At 60.9% G+C, this 19,160-nt stretch carries 10 protein-coding genes; 5 read left to right on the top strand and 5 right to left on the bottom strand.

What is annotated here, in order from left to right:
* Positions 1–128 precede the first annotated feature (128 nt).
* Together VQ071_RS14030 and VQ071_RS14025 are read right to left on the bottom strand one after the other, a co-directional pair.
* Positions 129–4,457: an S-layer homology domain-containing protein gene (locus VQ071_RS14030; protein WP_340514664.1), complete on the bottom strand. Its 4,329-nt coding sequence runs from the start codon at positions 4,455–4,457 to the stop codon at positions 129–131.
* Positions 4,458–4,716: 259 nt separating this feature from the next.
* A complete protein-coding gene (locus tag VQ071_RS14025; RefSeq protein WP_340514662.1) occupies positions 4,717–6,426 on the bottom strand; it encodes an ABC transporter substrate-binding protein in 1,710 nt (569 codons plus the stop codon).
* Between the two features lie 357 nt (positions 6,427–6,783).
* Between VQ071_RS14025 and VQ071_RS14020 the strand changes: the two genes are divergently transcribed.
* Complete coding sequence (locus VQ071_RS14020; RefSeq protein ID WP_340514661.1) at positions 6,784–7,299, top strand: hypothetical protein; 516 nt, start codon at positions 6,784–6,786, stop codon at positions 7,297–7,299.
* Entirely contained in the window at positions 7,299–7,607 is a 309-nt protein-coding gene (locus tag VQ071_RS14015; protein WP_340514660.1) for a helix-turn-helix domain-containing protein, read from the top strand. The genes VQ071_RS14020 and VQ071_RS14015 overlap by 1 nt, the downstream gene beginning before the upstream one ends.
* A gap of 29 nt (positions 7,608–7,636) precedes the next feature.
* Here VQ071_RS14015 and VQ071_RS14010 read toward each other — a convergent pair whose 3' ends face one another.
* The gene (locus tag VQ071_RS14010; RefSeq protein ID WP_340514659.1) at positions 7,637–9,247 is read right to left on the bottom strand and encodes a response regulator; all 1,611 of its coding nucleotides are present in this window, start codon (positions 9,245–9,247) and stop codon (positions 7,637–7,639) included.
* A 34-nt stretch (positions 9,248–9,281) separates the two neighbouring features.
* Entirely contained in the window at positions 9,282–11,072 is a 1,791-nt protein-coding gene (locus VQ071_RS14005) for a sensor histidine kinase (RefSeq protein ID WP_340514658.1), read from the bottom strand.
* A 152-nt stretch (positions 11,073–11,224) separates the two neighbouring features.
* Here VQ071_RS14005 and VQ071_RS14000 point away from each other — a divergent pair, with 152 nt between their 5' ends.
* Together VQ071_RS14000 and VQ071_RS13995 are read left to right on the top strand one after the other, a co-directional pair.
* A complete protein-coding gene (locus VQ071_RS14000) occupies positions 11,225–12,166 on the top strand; it encodes an ABC transporter permease (protein WP_340514657.1) in 942 nt (313 codons plus the stop codon).
* Positions 12,167–12,181: 15 nt separating this feature from the next.
* The gene (locus VQ071_RS13995) at positions 12,182–13,054 is read left to right on the top strand and encodes a carbohydrate ABC transporter permease (RefSeq protein ID WP_340514656.1); all 873 of its coding nucleotides are present in this window, start codon (positions 12,182–12,184) and stop codon (positions 13,052–13,054) included.
* A gap of 672 nt (positions 13,055–13,726) precedes the next feature.
* On the opposite strand, the gene VQ071_RS13990 is transcribed toward VQ071_RS13995, so the two are convergent.
* Entirely contained in the window at positions 13,727–15,931 is a 2,205-nt protein-coding gene (locus tag VQ071_RS13990; protein WP_340514655.1) for a glycoside hydrolase family 3 N-terminal domain-containing protein, read from the bottom strand.
* Positions 15,932–16,211: 280 nt separating this feature from the next.
* Here VQ071_RS13990 and VQ071_RS13985 point away from each other — a divergent pair, with 280 nt between their 5' ends.
* The gene (locus tag VQ071_RS13985) at positions 16,212–19,013 is read left to right on the top strand and encodes a glycoside hydrolase family 3 protein (RefSeq protein WP_340514654.1); all 2,802 of its coding nucleotides are present in this window, start codon (positions 16,212–16,214) and stop codon (positions 19,011–19,013) included.
* Positions 19,014–19,160 lie beyond the last annotated feature (147 nt).

The following is a 19,160-nucleotide window of genomic DNA, read 5'->3' as shown; positions in this document are numbered from 1 at the left end:
ACCTCCGTCTCCTTTTACTGGACCGCCCCCGCCATCGGGGCGTTCAGCCATTCGGCACATCCGAAAAAGAGCTATGCCGCCAACAGTCGAATAACTGTTAGCGGCACAGCCCTGTGCCCAAAACGAATTTAAATCAAATCGGACTTCTGAAGCAGTCTTTGCACGATCGCTGCGACCTCGGCTCTCGTGATGTAAGCTTTCGGGTCGAGTCTCGTGATGGTTCTGCCCTTGATCAGACCTGCCTGCACGTTGTCGGCGACACTGCCGATCGCCCACGCTGCAACAGCGGAGGCATCCGTAAACGGAAGCAGAGCATCCGCCGCCGTATTGAGATTGCCGCTCAGACCGGTTACCTTCATCGCTTTGGCGATGATCGTCATCGCCTGCTCCCGCGTGATCTTGGCATTCGGACGGAAGGTGCCGTCCTCGAAGCCGCTGATCAAGTGGTACGCATAAGCGGTGCTGATCGCACTGCTGTACGCGGACGACGTGCCTGCATCGGAGAAGGGCGTCGTGCCATCCTCTTGCTTGAGCCCCAGTCCACGAATGATGATCGCTACGAATTCGGCACGGGTAATGTCCCGATCCGGGCTGAACAAGCCGTCGCCCGTCCCTCCGATGACCATGCGCGAACCCATATCGTTGACGTTGTCCTTGGCCCAGTGGCCGGCAACATCGCTGAACTGAAGCGGATTCCATACGACAGTGTAGGTGCTGTTGGTCAGGCTGTTGATTACGACATAGTCCTTGCCGTCGACCGTGGTCACTTTGCTTGGTACATGTCGGATGGTCCCATCCGGATCCACGACGATGCCCGTAGTAATCTTGGTGCGGTCGACGCCTTCCGGAATCGCAATCTTGCGTTCCACATAGCTGTTGAACTTGGCAACTTCGACAGTCTTGCCTTCATAGACGAGCTTTACTGTGAAGTCGAGCGGCGGTATGACGACCGAGAACTTCCCGCGGTCCGCCGCATTCTCGACCAGCTTGGCCATGTCCGCCGCCGGAGTGGCGATCTCGATCTGGACCTTGATGTCCCGCAGATCGATATTCGCGCCGAACTGCGCGGCGACAGCGTCGAAGTTCATTTGCTTAACAGGCAAAGAATAAATGGCATTGTTCGTTCTGAACTCTACAATGTCCTGCTTCTGCTCCAGGCTCTGAATCGTCTGGCCGTCGAGCGTCACAGTGAAGCGATCCGATGCCAGCGTGACCGGAATCACGACAAGAGCGCCCGTGCCTGCAGTTGCGAGTCGTTCGGCCATCTTGGCCGGGTCCAGGGTCACGGTGGTGACCGTCTGACCGTTGAGCAGGCTGGTGCTCGCTGCACCTGCATACTCTACTTTGCCGTTCACCAGCACTTGGACGTCTGTCGAAGCGGGCCCGGTTCCCGAATTCACGATCTCCGGCGCCTTGACGACCTGCGTCACAGTGAAGGTGACGTCCGTCAAGTGATCGGCCTTGATCGTGACCGTAGCCGTGTGCGTCCCCGCTGCCAAGCCGTCTTTCGCCGTGATCGTGAAGCTGGTAGCGGGCGAACCGCTCTCCAGCGTCGAAGCGGGCTGCGTGAGGACGAAGTCCGCGGCGCCCTCGCCGCCAAGCGACACTGCGAGATTCGTCAACCGGCCGTTGCCGGTATTGGTGATCTCGACCGTCCGGGTCTGCTGCATCCCTGAAGCGTAGCTCTGGACCAGCTCGGTCGCGGTCTGATCCGGGATCGGTGCGATGCTGTAGGCAAGAACCACCTGCGTCACAGTGAACGTGACATCCGTCAGGCGGTCGGCCTTAATCGTGACCGTGGCCGTATGCGTCCCCGCTGCCAAGCCGTCTCTCGCCGTGATCGTGAAGCTGGCAGCAGGCGAGCCGCTCTCCAGCGTCGGGACAGGCTGCGTGAGGACGAAGTCCTCGGCACCCTCGCCGCCAAGCGACACTGCGAGATTCGTCAACCGGCCGTTGGCGGTATTGGTGATCTCGATCGTCCGGGTCTGCTGCGTTCCCGGGGCGTAGCCCGGGTCCAGCACGGTTGCGGTCTGATCCGGGATCGGTGCGATGCTGTAGGCAAAAACCACCTGTGTCACAGTGAACGTGACATCCGTGAAGCGATCGGCCTTGATCGTGACCGTGGCCGTGTGCGTCCCCGCGGCCAATCCATTCCTTGCCTTAATTGTGAAGCTGTCGGACGCACCGCTCTCCAGCGTCGAAGCGGGCTGAGTGAGGACGAAGTCCCCGGCGCCCTCGCCGCCAAGCGATGCTGTGAGATTCGTCAACGGGCTGTTGCCGGTATTGTTGATCCCGATCGTCCGGGTCTGCTGCGTCCCCGCGGCATAGCCTTGATCCAGTTCGGACATAGTCTGATCCGGGATCGGGGCGATGGTGTACGTCCGTGCGTCGACCTTCACCCTGGCTATGCCGCTGGTCGTCGATACGACCTTGTAGCCTAGAGCCGTAGGATCCGTATTCGTAGCCACTGCATAATAGTACGTCACTCCGACAACTGACGTGGGCGCGGTGTACGCTGCGTCGATCGCATCTGGAATGAGCGTGCCGTCCGTCGTGCTGTTCGTCGTGTTCTGGTACCATTGGTAGCTTAATGTCCCGGTGCCTTCAAATGCCCCGGTGCCTTCGATGGCTGCCTCGACGTTCAGCGTGACGCTCACGTCCTCCAGCACTGTCTTCCATTGCGGATGCGTGTGGAAGACTGGCTTCACCGCGTTCGCATTGACCGTTACTGCGATGACATCGCCGGTCGCCGAAGCGGTCTTGGCGCCGGGAACGTCGTTGTTCGTATTCGTCACTACCGGATAATAATAATAAACTTCATAGGCATCTCCGGGATTCACCGCAGAATGCGCCGGGAAGGCTGCATCCGCGGTTGCACTCCTGACTTGTACAGTATTATTTTCATTGACTATCCGGTACCACGCATAAGTGAGTGTTCCACCATCGGTAGAATGGGCTCCCACGCTTAGCGTGAGCAAATCGCCCTCATTGACCGTTTGCGTGGCGGACATCTGCGTGTCGATGATCGGCGCCGCAGCACCCGTCAGCGCATTCACCGTTACTTTGGCAACCGAGCTGGTGACCGATGCAGTAGGATTGCCCGGCAGCGTCGTATCCGTGTTGGTGACGACGACGTAATAATAATTGACGCCGGCACCAGCTGTCGGTACGGTAAACGAGCTGCCGGTCGCGGATCCCAGCTGAACGCCTCCGGAGTTACTGTTGCTATCGCTTCGGTACCATTGGTAGCTCAACTCACCGCTGTCGCCCGATTGCAAGCTTGCAGCAACGTGCAGAACGACGCTGTCGCCCTCGTCTGCCACCGTGTCGGCTGCAGGCTGACTGTCGATGCCTGGCGTCGCTGCCTCTGCATTCGGCACAGCGGTCACCGTCACCTTGGCTGCCGAGCTGGTGACCGATGCAGTAGGATTGCCCGGCAGCGTCGTATCCGTGTTGGTGACGACGACGTAATAATAATTGACGCCTGCGCCTCCAGTCGGCACGTTAAAAAACGAGTTGCCGGTCGGGGTTCCCAGCTGCACGCCGCCTGAGGTGCTGTTGCTATCGTTCCTGTACCACTGGTAGCTTAACGAACCGCTGCCGCTCAAGCTTGCCTCGACCTGCAGGACGACGCTGTCGCCTACGCTTGCCTCCGTATCGGCCTTGGGCTGCTTGTCGATGCTAGGCGTCGCTGCCGTAGTATCTGGCACAGCGGTCACCGTCACCTTCGCTATCGAGCTGGTGACCGATGCGGTTTTCTCGCCCGGCGCCGAGCTGTCCGTGTTGATGACGACGACGTAATAATAATTGACGCCTGCGCCTCCAGTCGGCACGTTAAAAAACGAGTTGCCGGTCGGGGTTCCCAACTGCACGCCTCCGGAGGTGCTGTTGCTACCGTTTCTGTACCACTGGTAGCTTAGCGAGCCGTTGACGCCCTGGTCCAGGCTCGCCGCTACGTGCAGCACGACGCTGTCGCCAACGTTCACCGTCGTATCGGGCTCAGGCTGGCTGTCGATATCGGGCGTCGCCGCCCCCGGCAGTGCGTTTACCTGGACCATGGCCTTGCGACTGGTCGCCGATTCTAACGTATCCTTATTAAGGATTACTACATAATAATAGTTGGTTCCTACGCTCGTTGTAGGCAGCGTTAATGTAGCTTCGGTCTTGCCCTGAAGTGCAAAGTTTCCAAAGTCGGGATCGCTCCTGTACCATTGGTAGCTTAACTCTCCGTCGTTGTCATCTTGTGCCACAACTTCCAGCGTGACGCTGGCGCTCTCGCCAACATTTAAAATATGATCGGTCGGCTCTGTGACGATGTTGAGCTGCGGCGAAGGTTCCGCATAAATTCTGGCACCGAAGCTTCCGGCCAGCGAGGCTACGACGACCATACATACCAGCAGAATGACGGATATGCGCAGCATGCCTTTTGAAGACCTTTTTAATGTCGAATAGCCCATAAGATCAGCATCGTCTCCCAGTTCATGATGGCCTTGACATCTACATCAACAAGCAAGTGCTTAAACCATCTGCACATCCTCTCAGCCAATGTCGTGTCTCCTGCTATGAAAATTGTGGATGCGACGCTATGATTATATTATATTTTGGAAAAATGTTATATCGATATCCGATAAAATTCGTGCATTTTCGTCTTTTTTCGAACAAAAAAGGACGGCCGCGAGATTGCTCTCGCGCCGTCCTGCTTTTTGCCGATCCTTGTTACTGCGATACCGACTTGAACCATTCGTTGACTTCCTTGGTGACTTGCTCGCCGCCGTTCGCCTTCCAGCTGGAGACGAAAGTGTCGAATGCGTCGACCGGCAGCTTGCCGTAGATGATCTTGTTGAACGTCTCCAGCTCGGATTGACGCAGGAGATTCCACTTGGTGATCATCGTCGGCGTTGCCGCGCCGGTGAAGTAGTTCTGCTTGCGTACGTCGATCTGCGACATGACGACCTTGGCCGCGTACCAGTTCTCGGGCTTGCGGGACTCGGCCTGCTGCTTCTCGTACGGCGTCTCCGGCTTGCCGCCGTCGGCGAGCTTGACGAGCGTCTTCATGTACAGATCCGGGATGCGCGCCGGGCCGGTGATGAACGGGAACTTGTCGTTGTAGTTCTTGATCTTGTCCGAGTCGCTCGTCGGCTGGCCGTCGACGATATCCCAGTCGTAGCCTTGGGCGAAGCCGTGCTCATACTTGCTGCCTGCGGCCGGGTTGGCCAGGTTATCCAGCATGTAGTTGTAGTAGAGCAGGATCGCTTCCGGATGCGCGGCGTTCTTGTTGACCATGAAGCTGCTGTTGACGCCGGAGTTCTGCCACTTGGTGCCGATCTTGCCGTCCGGACCGGCAGGTACCGGATAAGCCTTGTACTTCGCGCCCGCTACATTTTTCAGCAGGTCGGGAGCCGGCCAGTCAGGCACCCAGTTCGCGCCCGGCAGCACGCCGGCGTTGCCCTTGGTCCAGATCTCGGCGGACTTGCCTTCGTCCCACAGCGCGGTGTCGGGATGAATGTAGCCCTTCTTCATCCACTCCTGCAGCTTGGCGAGCGCCTGCTTCGCGCCAGGATTGACGGAGCCGTACTCGAGATTGCCGTCCGCGTCCTTGTTCCACTGCTCCTCGATCGTGCCGTACGCGCCGAACAGCCAGTCGAGGCCGCCCATCCACGTATTTGTGTTGTTCTTGAGCGAGATGGCGAGCGGGTAGACATCCTTGGGCGCCAGGCCGTCGGGATTCTGGTTCTTGAACTTGTCCATGATGTTCTCGAGATCCGCGATCGTCTTGGGCGCTTCGAGATTGAGCTTCTCCATCCAGTCCTGGCGCAGCCAGAGCAGCGTGTCGTCGTTGTCCGTGTACTCGAGGATCGGCAGATTCCACTTCTTGCCGTCCTTGGTGAACGGATACCACAGCTCGGGATGCTGGGCGGCGTGATCCTTCCAGATCTGATTGGCGTACTTGTCGAAAAGCTCGTCGATCGGCATGAATTCGCCGGAATCGATCAGCTGGTTGGTCAGCACCGAATCGGTCGGCACCATGATGAAGTCGGGCAGCTTCTCGCCGGACGTCAGCGCGAGCTGAAGCTGCTGCTTGTATTGGTCGCTGCCGGCCGGATACCAGGTGTCCTTGCTCAGCTTGATGCCGAGCGTGTCGAGCATCCACCGGTCGTGCACGTTGTTTTCCTTGGTGTCGCCGTTCGTGTACGTCGTCGGCATGAGAATCGTGCTGATCTCGATCGGCGGATCGTACTTGCCTGCCGCGAATGCCTTGTCGGCCACGGATTGCTCGGTCGAAGCCGATGCGGACGCGCTGGCGCCGCCGGCAGCCGCGCCGGACGGGCTCGCCGCACTGTTGCCGTTGCCGTTGCTTGCGCAGCCGGCCAGCATCGCGACCGACATCGCCGCGGGTACGAGCCAGGACTTCTTGAATTTACCCATATTTTTATCCCCCACTGTCGCATGATGACTGCATGTATTAACTGTACCAACCGTCAGGGGAAGTCATCCATATGGCGATATTAGTTTCCGTAGGACTCTGTTAGGCTGTTGGGCGAAACGTTTCGACGGAGCTTGGTTCTATTCGAACTCCTTGCCGTCTTAATCGCTTCTTTATCGAATCTGATCGAGCGTCCTATATTCCCGTGAAATTAAGTTTAACGTAATCAAGCCGCTGAATCACGTAATTCATGGATCTTAAAAATGTGGGAGGAAATGGGTTACCATAGCAACTGTTATCGGTTATCCTTGGAGGAGAATTGGAACTGGAACTCATCGTCTTGAAAGGGGGAGGCATGGATGCACAAGTTGCGCATTTATGTCGTAAAGGATATAATGAGGACTGAAATTGAATTCCTGACCGACCCCTTAACCGGCGAACAGCCGGTAATGAATTTAATCCGTCGTCTCCAAGCCGATGCTCTTCACGATGCTGGATCGATGCAGCTCTATAAGTTCGTTTTGCGCGGTTTAGAATTCCTGCACCGTTATGGCTTGCAGGAGGCATTCCGGAGATATTTTGAGACGCAACGAGAAGACGGAACTCCTTATACGATCATTCTTGTCAAAAAGCTCAAAAACCATGTTCCTCTTTTGGAATTCAGGGTGAACTGGAAAGGCACGGGCGCTTTCCGAGCGATTTTCTTTGAACATCGACTGCCCGAAGTACAAGTCCTTGCGTTTGCCCGAGCTGTAATCAAGCAGGATACGTTTGATCCGGCGTTCGAGCAAATTGCTGTCCAAGCTGAAGATGATCTTGCCGCTTTTATCGCCCATCCTGAGAAATACATTTCACTTGTGGGAGATGATTCGTGATGATCAAGAAACTGGGCCAAGACTTTGAAACGCTGATGCGGGAAGGAAATGACATTCCCGAGGTGCGCGATTACCTTAAAAGCTTTTCTGTCGTCTTGGGCGATATCGTGTATGCAAGGCGTATGCAGTTGAACTTAACCCAGCAAGTATTGGCCGACCAAGCAGGAACGACGCAGAAGCGGATTTCCTTGATTGAATCTGCGAGCGGCAACGTCGGGCAGGATGTCCTCGATCGCGTGTTCCGCGCGCTTGGGCTGCTGGACATACAAGCACACTTTAATAATGAACAAGCAGTAGCGCGGGCATAAGCTCCGCGCCTTTTTTACGTCGGCCTCATTCAATGAGACTCCCGATACTCCTGCGGCGTCACGTCGTACTGGCGCTTGAACACCTTGATGAAGTAGGCGGGGTCCAGATAGCCGATCTCGTTGCTGATCTCGTAGATCTTCTTGTCCGTCGACTTCAGCAGATGGCAGGCGCGCTCCATGCGCAGGGCGGCGACATAGTCGCTGATGCCTTCGCCGGTCTCAAGCTTGTAGATCTTGGACAGATGCGTCGGGTGCAAATTCACATGATCGGCGAGCGCGCGCAGCGAGACGTCGAGGTGCAGATGCGTGTCCACATACTCCTGAATCTTCTGTACATAGTGGGAGCGCGCGTCCTGCGCCTCGTCCGCCGTGCCCTCGCGCAGCTTGGCGAGCGTATCGAGCGACCACTTGCGCAGCTTGGCGATCGAGCCGAACGTCTCTCCCTGCGACAGCAGCTGCTCGATCTTCCCGCCGAGCAGGTCCGCGAACGTCTGGCCGCTGCGATGCGCCAGATGCATGAACGTCGACGACACCGCGAAGCCGACCTCGAGGCAGTGCTCCCACGATTCGGAGCCCTTGTCCTCGAGCTCCGCGAATATCGCGGCCAGCTTGTCCTCCGCGGCGTCCCAGCGGCCGGCCTCGAGCAGATGGAGGAGGACCGGCGGCCGGTGCAGCACCTCGAGCGCGCCGAGCGAGGCCGTGTGCGCCTCCGGGTCGACCTTCATGACGAACTCCCGCTCGTCCCCGACGATCTGGCGGAAGTAGGCGGTCGCCCGCCGGTACTGCTCCGGCAGCCGCTCGGGGAACCGGAACGGCTCGGTGACGACGACCGACAGCGAGCCCTTGAGGTACTGCTTCACCTTGGCCTGTACCTGCATCGCGAGGCTCTCGAGCAGCAGCTCCGGCCGGTCCGCCGCCTCCCCGGGCTTCGGCTGCAGCAGGAACGCCAGATACCCATGCTCCTCCTTGACGCTCCACACCTCCATATATTCGCGGAAGATCTCCTCGGCGATATTGGTCACCGCGTATTCGACCAGGTGCTGGCCGTCGTTGTCGGGGTCGCCGAACGCGTCCTCCAGCCGGACGAGCGCGAGCGCGCAGTCCCCGTCGCGGAACGGCAGACCGTACGTGTCGAGCTTGCGCGTCCACTCCGCCGCCGACATCCGCTCGCCCCGGATCGCGCCGAGCAGCAGCTGCCCGCGCAGCAGCGGGAGGTTCTCGCGCAGCGCGAACTGCGTTCGCTCGAGGGAGCTGACGCGCTCCCACTCGGCCTTCAGCTGCCCGATCGCCGCGCCGACCGCGCCCAGCAGCTCCTCGTCGGTCGGCGGCTTGAGCAGATAGTCGACCGCATGATTGCGCACGGCCTGCTGCGCATAATCGAAGTCCGCGTGGCCGGACAGGATGATGCACTTGATCCGCTTGTCGTACTCCCGGATTCGCTCGATCAGCTCGACGCCCGTCATCTCGGGCATGATGATATCCGAGATGACGATGTCGATCGGATGCGTGGCGATGATCTGCAGCGCCTCGCGCGCGGAGTACGCCTTGTGTACCTGCTCGATGCCGAGCGTATGCCAGGGCTTGTGCATGGACAGATTGTCGACCCAATGGGCCTCGTCGTCTACGATGATCATTTGCATGGGACAGACGCTCCTTGTCGTGTAAAGGATAGGATCATGGCTCAAGCCTCGGCATCTCCCAGACGATCTCCGTGCGGAAGCCGCCAAGCTCGGAGCCGGAGAAGAAGATGCCCGACCGCTTGCCGAATTGATGAAGCAGGCGCTGATTCGTGTTCCACAGGCCGCAGCCCATGTCGTCCTGGAGCGGCCCCGTCAGCTTCTGACCGAGCGCGGCCCGGCGCTCCGGGTCCATGCCCGGCCCGTCGTCGTCGACGAAGATGCGGCAGAGATCGTCCGACATCTCGCCGCGGATGCGAATCTCGCCGGAGGCGTACGACTTGCCGACGCCGTGGATGACGGCGTTCTCGACGAGCGGCTGGAGCATCAGGCGCGGCACCTGCTGCGCGAGCATCTCCTCAGGCACCTCGATCGAATAGTGGATGCGGCCGTTGCGCAGCTTCTGAATGTCCAGATAGTTCGCGATCAGCTTCAGCTCCTCGGCCAGGCTCGCCGTCTCCTTTTCCATCCGCGTGATATAGCGGTAGTATGCGCTCAAGTTGTAGCCCATCGAGACGACGGCGTCGTTCTCCTTCATCTGCGCCATATTGATCATGTAGCCAAGGCAGTTGTACAGGAAATGCGGGTTGATCTGGGCCTGCAGCTGCTTCATCGTCGCCTCCTGCGCCCGCATCCGCTCCTGCAGCAGATTGTCGATCAGGCTCTCGATCTGGCGCGACATATCGTTGAACCGGTAGAACAGGAAGGTGAATTCGCTGTTGGCCTTGGCGTCGATCCGGGCCGAGAAGTCGCCCCGCTGCACCTGCTTGAGGCCGCCGATGAGCCGCAGGATCGGGCGCTGCACGTCCCGGTAGAGCAGGACGGAGATGAACGTGCCGAACAGGAACAACAGCAGCATCGACAGATAAAAAAGGTTGCGGCTCGACGAGATCGGCCCGAGAATCTGGTCGAGCGGCACGATGTCGGCGAGATAGCCGCCGAGCAGCGGCGACCGGACGAGGGAGACCAGGTAGCGGTCGCCGTTCAGGCTGATCGTGCGCTGCATCGTCTCGCCAAGCGTCTGCCCGTCGAGATAGGCGGTCAGCTCCTGCACGAGCTTGGGCGAAGCCGTGCGGTTGGGAATCGGCGACTCGCCTTTGTAATAGAACAACGGATCGCCTTGTCCGCCTTCCTTGTACGTGTCCAGCATATTTTGAACGTTTTCCCGGCCGAAGCTCGCCTGTACGATCAGACTGCTGCCCGTGAGCTGGTTGTGCCGACCAATCGAATCGGTGTACAGCCAGCGGAACGCCTTCGAAGCCGCGTTCGCACTCGTGCCCGCGACGGCTTCGTCGTCATAGATCCATTTACCCGACATGTTGCGCCGCAGGTAGTCCTCGTCGTACGGGACGTCCAGGCTGGCGTTGGACAGCGCCTCCTTGTGCACCTGGGAGTAGACGGTGAATTCGACCGGCCAGATGTTGACGATGCCGGATTGCAGCTCCATCTTCTCCCGCAGCATGTACCGCGTCTGCATCCGGTCGTACTGGTCGTCCCATACGCCGAGCCCGTTGAACTTCTGAACGTTCGGGTCGCGGGAAAAGGTGAACACGAAGTCCATCGTCTGGTTGATCCGCGAGTCGATCTGACTGGACAGGAAGGACAGCTGCTTCATGTTCGAAGCCCGCATCTCCTTGCTGACGACATGGCTCGCGACGTTGTTGGCGTACGCGAACAAGATGCCGATCGGGATGAACAGGATGACGATCAGTCCCGTGTACTTGGCGAACATGCTCATCTGCAGCGGCCCGCCCAACTTGGACGGCGCGAATTCCCTTCTCCAGCGCATGCGTGGCGTCCCCCCCTCGAATCCAAAAGCTTAACAAAACCCTATCGATCCTAACAATGTCTTATAGTTGTAAGGCCTTCCCGATTGCTACGATAGCTGAACAAGGGTTCGCTCTGTGCCCATTGAATTCGATACGCAAACGGGGGAGAGCAATGGAAGCAAATACATCCCAGTCCGCGGCGCGCTCGCCGAAGGACAAGAAACGCGGCTACAAGCAGCCGTGGACGCTCCACCTCATGGTGCTGCCGGCCGCCGTGCTCGTGCTTATCTTTTCCTACGTCCCGATGGCGGGGAATATTATGGCGTTCCAGGACTACAAGGCCAGGCTCGGATTCGTCCACTCGCCGTGGGTCGGGTTCAAGCATTTCCACTATATGTTCACCAACGATTACTTCATCAAGATCATCGGCAACACGCTGCTGTTCGCCTGCTCGAAGGTCGTCCTGAACCTGATCGTGCCGTTTCTGTTCGCGCTGCTGCTGAACGAGGTGCGCAAGATGGGGCTCAAGCGCTCGATCCAGACGTTCGTGTACCTGCCCCACTTCCTGTCGTGGGTGACGCTGTCCGGCATTCTGATCGACCTGCTCGGGCAGACCGGCATCGTGAACCAGCTGCTGACGAACGTTTTCGGCATCAAGCCGATCTTTTTCCTCGGAGACGGCACCTGGTTCCGCGTCACGATCATCGTGAGCGACGTGTGGAAAGAGTTCGGCTTCAACACGATCATTTTCCTCGCGGCGCTGTCCGGCATCAATCCGGCACTGTACGAGGCGGCGGAGGTCGACGGCGCTTCGCGCTGGAAGCAGACGCTGAACATCACGATTCCGTCGCTGCTGCCGATCCTCATCGTCGTCGCGACGCTCGCGATGGGCAATGTGCTGAACGCCAACTTCGACCAGGTGTTCAACCTGTACAGCCCGATGATCTACCAGCAGGGCGATATTATCGACACGTTCGTCTACCGCGAAGGCCTCCTGGGCGGACAGTTCAGCTTCGCCACGGCCGTCGGATTTTTCAAGTCGGTCATCAGTCTCGTCCTGATCGTCTTCTCGTACCGGCTCGCCTACAGATTCGCGGGATACCGGATTTTCTAGAAAGGGTGAAGCCTCGTGTATCATAAAACGCTATCTTACCGCGTGTTCAGCGCATTCAACAATACGGTGCTGCTCGCGATCGCGATACTCTGTCTGCTGCCGATGTTCCACCTGCTGATGGTGTCCCTCAGCTCCAGCGCCGCGGCCAACGCGGGGCTGGTCACGCTCTGGCCCAAGGGGCTGACGTTCGACGCGTACGAGAAGACGTTCCGCAACGCCAACTTCCTCAAGTCGCTCTGGATCTCCATCGAACGGACGGTGCTCGGCACCGCGCTCGGCATGCTCGTCAACGCCATCGCCGCCTACGCGCTGTCCAAGGACACCCGGGTGTTCCGCGCGCGCAATGCGTACCTCTGGTACTTCGTCGTCACGATGCTGTTCCCCGGCGGACTCATCCCCAGCTATATTCTGATCCTGAAGCTGCATCTGATCAACAACCTGTTCGCGCTTATTCTGCCGGGACTGGTCGCCGTCTACAACATCATCCTGCTCCTGAACTTCTTCCGCTCGGTGCCCAAGGAGCTGGAGGAAGCCGCCTTCATCGACGGCGCGGGCCATGTGCGCACCTTCTGGTCCGTCTTCCTGCCGATCTCCCTGCCGTCGCTCGCCACCGTGTCGCTGTTCACGATGGTCGGCCACTGGAACGCCTACTTCGACGGCCTCATCTACATGAAGGACGCCGCCAAGCTGCCGCTCGCCAGCTTCATGCAGACGATCATCGTGCAGGCGGACATGACCAAGTTCGATCCCGCTGCGATCGTGGGCCTGTCCCAGCGCACGCTGCGGGCGTCCCAGATCTTCATCGGCGCGCTGCCGATCCTGCTCGTGTACCCGTTCCTCCAGCGCTACTTCGTCAAAGGCATCGTCATCGGCGCCGTGAAGGAGTAGCGTCAGCACAGCGAGAGGCGCGTCCGGCCTGGTGCCGGGCGCGCCTCGCTGCGTGTAGCGTGCTGCGAGGCGGCGGCTCGTGGACGTGCCCGCTGGCGTACGCGTCCGTTGCCGGGCGCGCCGTTGTGCGATAGAATCGCATAACTCCGCCGAAAATGTGACTCTGGCGCGCCGTTGTGCGGCAGAATCGCATAACTCCGCCGAAAATGTGACTCTGGCGTGCCGTTGTGCGGCAGAATCGTGTATCTCCACGGAAAATGTGACTTTGGCGCGCCGTTGCACGGTACAATCGTGTATCTCCAGGGAAAATGCGCCTCTGGTGCGCCGTTGCACGGTACAATCGTGCATCTCCAGGGAAAATGTGACTCTGGCGCGCCGTTGCACGGTACAATCGTGTATCTCCACGGAAAATGTGACTTAAGAGCGCCGTTGCACGGTACAATCGTGCATCTCCACGGAAAATGTGACTTTGGCGCGCCGTTGTACGGTACAATCGTGCATCTCCGCCGAAAATGTGACTCTGGCGCGCCGTTGTGCGATAGAATCGCATAACTCCGCCGAAAATGTGACTCTGGCGCGCCGTTGTGCGGCAGAATCGTGCTTCTCCGAGCGTAGCTCAGAACATGATCAAAGGAAAGCCCTCGGGAGCCTATTCCGAGGGCTTTCCTTTATTTACTTGACGAGCGCAAATGGCAGCGGTGTCACATCGCGGCTGTTCGGACCGACCATGGCGACGAATGCGCCCGCGTCGCTCGTATGCGAGAGGTCCGAGTGGTAGTACCGCAGCTGGCGCTCATTCAGCTCGAATGCGACCTCGGCGCTCTCGCCCGGCTGCAGCTCGAGCTGGCGGAAGGCCTTGAGCTCCTTCACCGGCCGGACGACCTCGCCCGAGACGTCGCGCACGTACAGCTGGACAGTCTCGATGCCCGCAACGGACCCCGTGTTGGTCACGCGGACAGTCACCGTCAGCGGCGCATCCGGCGTCATCGTGTCTGCGGACAGTGCGGCTTCCCCATACTCGAACGCGGCATAGCTCAGGCCGAAGCCGAACGGCAGCAGCGGCTCGTTGGGGATGTCCAGGTATTGCGAGACATAACGAACCTGCGCGTCCGGCGCGCCCTGCGGCCGCCCGGTGTTGAAGGCGTTGTAGTACACCGGCACCTGGCCCACGCTGTACGGGAACGACATCGTCAGGCGGCCCGACGGGTTCGCGTCGCCGTACAGCAGATCGGCGACCGCGACGCCGCCCTCGGAGCCGGGGAACCATGCCTCCAGCACGGCGTCCGCCTCGTCAATGACGCCGTGCAGGTCGAGCGGCCGTCCGTTGAACAGCACGGCCACGACCGGCTTGCCGGGCACGAGCGCCTTGATCCGGCGCACGAGCTCGAGCTGCGCCTGCGGCAGCCGGATGTCCGAGCGGCAGCCGGCCTCGCCGCTCATGTCGGAGTGCTCGCCGAGCGCCAGCACGATGACATCCGCGCTCTGCGCGGCCGCAGCCGCCGCAGCCCACTGCGCCTCGGCCGGCGCCGCCTCGATGCCGCAGCCGTCGGCGACGGTCACGGCGTCCGGCGCGGCCGCCTTGGCGCGGATCGCCTCGGACAGCCGCACGACCGCATCCTGCGACCCGGTCCACGACCACGGACCGAGCAGATCGCCGCTGCGCGCGAACGGGCCGATGACCGCGATCCGCTGCGCAGCCGCGAGCGGCAGCACCCCGTCGTTTTTCAGCAGCACGCATGATCTGCGCGCCAGCTCCAGCGCAGCCGCGCGGTGCGCATCGCAGAATACGACCTCCCGCTCGCGCTCCGGGTCGGCGGCACGGTACGGCTTTTCGAACAGTCCGAGCTTGTCCTTCAGCTCCAGAATGCGCAGCACGGCCTCGTCGATCAGCGCTTCGTCCACTTCGCCGGCGGCGATCAGCCCGGACAGATGCTTGGCATAGCACGAGGTCATCATCTCGATATCGACCCCGGCCTTCATCGCCTTCAAGGCCGCCTCCCGTTCGTCCGCCGCGACGCCGTGGGCGATCAGCTCCTTGACCGCGCCCCAGTCCGAGATCAGCACGCCGTCGAAGCCCCATTCCTCCCGCAGCAGCCGGCGCATGAGCGGGACGTTGCCCGTGGCGGGGATGCCGTCGACCGTGTTGAAGGACGTCATGACCATCTCGCAGCCTTCGTCGAGCGCCGCCTTGTACGCCGGGAGGTAGAACTCCCGCAGCTGCCGCTCCGACACGTCGACCGTGTTGTAGTCGCGCCCGGCCTCCGCCGCGCCGTAGGCTGCGAAGTGCTTGACGCATGCGGCGACGCGGTCCGGATTGCCCGCCAGGTCATCCCCTTGGAAGCCCCGGACGAACGCCCGCGCGAACAGCGCGTTCAGATACGGATCTTCGCCCGTCGATTCCATGACCCGGCCCCAGCGCGGATCGCGTACGAGATCGACCATCGGCGCGAAGGTGACGTGAATGCCGGAGACGGCCGCCTCCAGCGCCGCGATCTCCGCGCTTCGCTCCGCGAGCGCTAGGTCCCACGAGCAGCCGATCGCGAGCGGGACGGGGAATATCGTCTTGAAGCCGTGCACGATGTCGGCCATCGTCAGCAGCGGAATGCCGAGACGGTTGTGCGCCAGATGCATGCGCTGAACGTTGATCGTTTCCTGCGCGCCCGCCAGTCCGAGCACCGAGCCTGCGTTGCGTACCGTATGTCCATCGATGCCGAGCGAGGCCATCGGGCCCGTGATCTGGCCGTCGTCCGACGCGCCCTCGAAGAAGGGGACGGCGAGCTGGATGAGCTGAGCGATCTTCTCTTCGAGCGTCATGCGTTCCAGATATTCGCGCAGCGGGAGCTTGCCGCGGGCCGAGGCTGTATTTAACTGAGTCATAGGGGAGTACCTTCTCTCTGACAGAATCGCTGGTAACGCTTTATCGAAACGTTTCTATGCATATTATAAATCTGCTTCCGACGAGCGTCAAACGTGATTTTTTTCATTGATATCGGCGGCTGTTTCCGATAGATTTAAGGAATGGACGCGGCTGTCCGTTTCTATTGATTGGCGTTCGATGTCAGTTCACATGGGCTGAAAGAAAAATTGAAACGTTTCGAAAAATGTGCATCCGCCAGATGATGATCGCAATAGGAACGAATATGAGGGAGGAATGAGCATGAGCGAATCGAAGATCGGCGTACCGCTTGAGGGCTTCGCCGAATTCAGCAGGACGGTGGCCGCGGAGGGTGCGGTGCTGCTCAAGAACGAGGGACAAGCGCTGCCGCTGCGCGGCGGAGACCGGGTGTCGGTGTTCGGCCGGACCCAAGTGAACTACTACCGCAGCGGCACGGGCTCGGGCGGCAGCGTTCATGTGGCTTATACGACCAATCTGCTGGATGGACTGCGCGCCAAAAAGGACCGCGGCATTGCCGTCAACGAGGCGCTGGCGGGCGTCTACGAGCGGTGGATCGGGCAGCATCCGTTCGACAACGGCGGGGGCGGCTGGGCGGCGGAGCCCTGGCATCAGCAGGAGATGCCGCTGACGGACGAGCTTGTATCGGCTGCGCGGGACGCGTCGGACAAGGCGATCGTCGTCATCGGACGCACGGCCGGCGAAGACCAGGACAATGCCGGCAAGCCGGGCAGCTACTTGCTGACGGAGGACGAGCGGGCGATGCTGCGCCAGGTCACGTCGCGTTTCGAGCAGACGATCGTCGTGCTGAACGTGTCCAACATCATCGACATGAGCTGGCTTGACGACGCGTCCTGCGCGCATCCGATTCCGTGCGTGATCTACGCCTGGCACGGCGGGATGGAGGGCGGCAACGCGATTGCCGACGTGCTGGCCGGTGACGTGACGCCGAGCGGCAAGCTGACCGATACGATCGCCTACGCGCTGGACGATTACCCGTCGACCCGCAATTACGGCAATGAACACGCGAATTTGTACCAGGAAGATATCTATGTTGGCTACCGTTACTTCGAGACGTTCTGCCCGGATCGCGTGCAGTTCCCGTTCGGCTACGGCTTGTCGTACACCTCGTTCGAGGTTGCGGCGGAGGAAGCCCGGTCGGCGGGAGCGGGAGACGGCGAGACGATCGCTTTGGACGTCGTTGTCACGAATACGGGGTCCGCATATGCAGGCCAAGAGGTTGTCCAGGTCTATTACGAAGCGCCGCAGGGCAAGCTGGGGCGGCCTGTTCGGGCGCTCGCGGCGTTTGCCAAGACGCGTGTGCTGCAGCCGGGCGAGTCGCAGCGTCTGACCGTGAGCTTCCCGGTTGCCGCGATGGCGGCGTACGATGACGCCGGGGCGACCGCTCACGCATCGGCTTACGTGCTCGAAGCGGGCACGTATCGCATCTTCGCGGGGACGAGCGTGAGAGAGGCGGCTGCCGTCTCGCTTGCCGGCGAGGCGGGGTACGTCGTCGGCGAGCTCCGGGTCGTCGCGCAGCTGGAGGAGGCGATGGCGCCGACGGCTGACTTCACGCGGATGAAGCCGGGCGAGCGGCGGGCGGACGGCTCGTACGCGCTCGTCTACGAGGCGGCGCCGCAGCGCAAGACGTCGCTGGCCGAGCGCATCGAGTCCCGCCTGCCCGGGACGATCGCGCAGACCGGCGACCGCGGCTACAAGCTGCGCGACGTCCACGAGGGCCGCGTCAGCCTGTCGGCATTCGTCGCGCAGCTCGGCGACGAGGACCTGGCCGCGCTCGTACGCGGCGAAGGCATGAGCAGCCCGCTCGTCACGGAGGGCACGGCTTCGGCCTTCGGCGGCGTGAGCGACAGCCTGCTCGGCTACGGCATCCCGGTCGCCTGCACGTCGGACGGCCCGTCCGGCATCCGGATGGACAGCGGGCAGCAGGCGACGCAGGTGCCGATCGGGACGCTGCTGGCGGCGACCTGGAACACGGAGCTGATCGAGCGGCTGTACGTCATGGAAGGGCGCGAGCTCGTCCGCAACGAAGTGGACGCCCTGCTCGGCCCGGGTCTCAACATCCGGCGCAGTCCGCTGAACGGCCGCAATTTCGAATACTTTTCGGAGGACCCGCTCATCTCGGGCGCGTTCGCGGCGGCCTGTGTGCGAGGCATCATGAAGGGCGGCTCCAACGCCACGCTCAAGCACTTCGCCTGCAACAATCAGGAGCAGCACCGGAGCAAGGTGGACGCGGTCGTATCCGAGCGCGCGCTGCGCGAGATTTATCTCAAGGGCTTCGAGATCGCGGTCCGCGAAGGCGGCGCCAACTCGGTCATGACGTCCTACAATCCGGTCAACGGGCATTGGGCGGCGTCCAACTACGATCTGAATACGACGATCCTCAGAGGCGAGTGGGGCTTCGAGGGCATCGTCATGACCGACTGGTGGGCGGTGATGAACGACGCCGCGCACGGAGGCGCACCGGATCGGAAATATACGAACTGGATGGTGCGCGCGCAAAATGATCTGTACATGGTTGTGAGCAACTATGGTGCGGAGATCAACGCGTACGGCGACAATACGATCGCCTCGCTGGCGGACGGCACGCTCACCCGCGGCGAGCTGCAGCGGTCGGCGATGAACATCCTCGCCTTCATCCTCCGTGCGCCGGTGTTCGCCCGCGGCCGGACCACACTGGAGACATACGAGACATTCGAGGCGTTGGCCGCGCCGACGCCTGCGCAGGAGGCGGCGGCCCAGCCGCTCGCAGACGGCGCACGGATCGTGCCGTCCGCCGCAGGCGCGACGCTCATCCGGGCGGATCAGGCCGGCGTATACCGGCTCTTCGCGAGCATCGCATCCGCGGAGTCGGAGCTCGCGCAGAGCGCCAGCCGCCTGACGCTGAACGGCAAGCCGCTCACGACCGTCCAGACCAACGGAACCGGCGGCCAGCCGATTCTGCAGAAGCTCGCCAAGGCCGAGCTCGCAGCCGGCCTGTACGAGCTGCAGCTGGAGGCCGTCAAGCCGGGCCTCGAGATCGGCTGGCTCGAGTTCAAAAAGGCATAAAGACCGGCGGCGTCCGCGACGACCGGACGCCCATCTAAATTAAAGATAAAGTCCCCTGGGCAGTTGAGGGGACTTTTTGTTTTTGTCGCCACTGCATCTTTTTGCCAGAAACTTGCATAAAACCTGCGCCCGTGACGGAAGCTACTA

It is taken from the genome of Cohnella sp. 56 (assembly GCF_037963805.1).
Lineage (GTDB): Bacteria > Bacillota > Bacilli > Paenibacillales > Paenibacillaceae > Cohnella.
The sequence above is the reverse complement of the archived record's forward strand: the minus strand, read 5'-3'. Positions and strand labels throughout refer to the sequence as shown.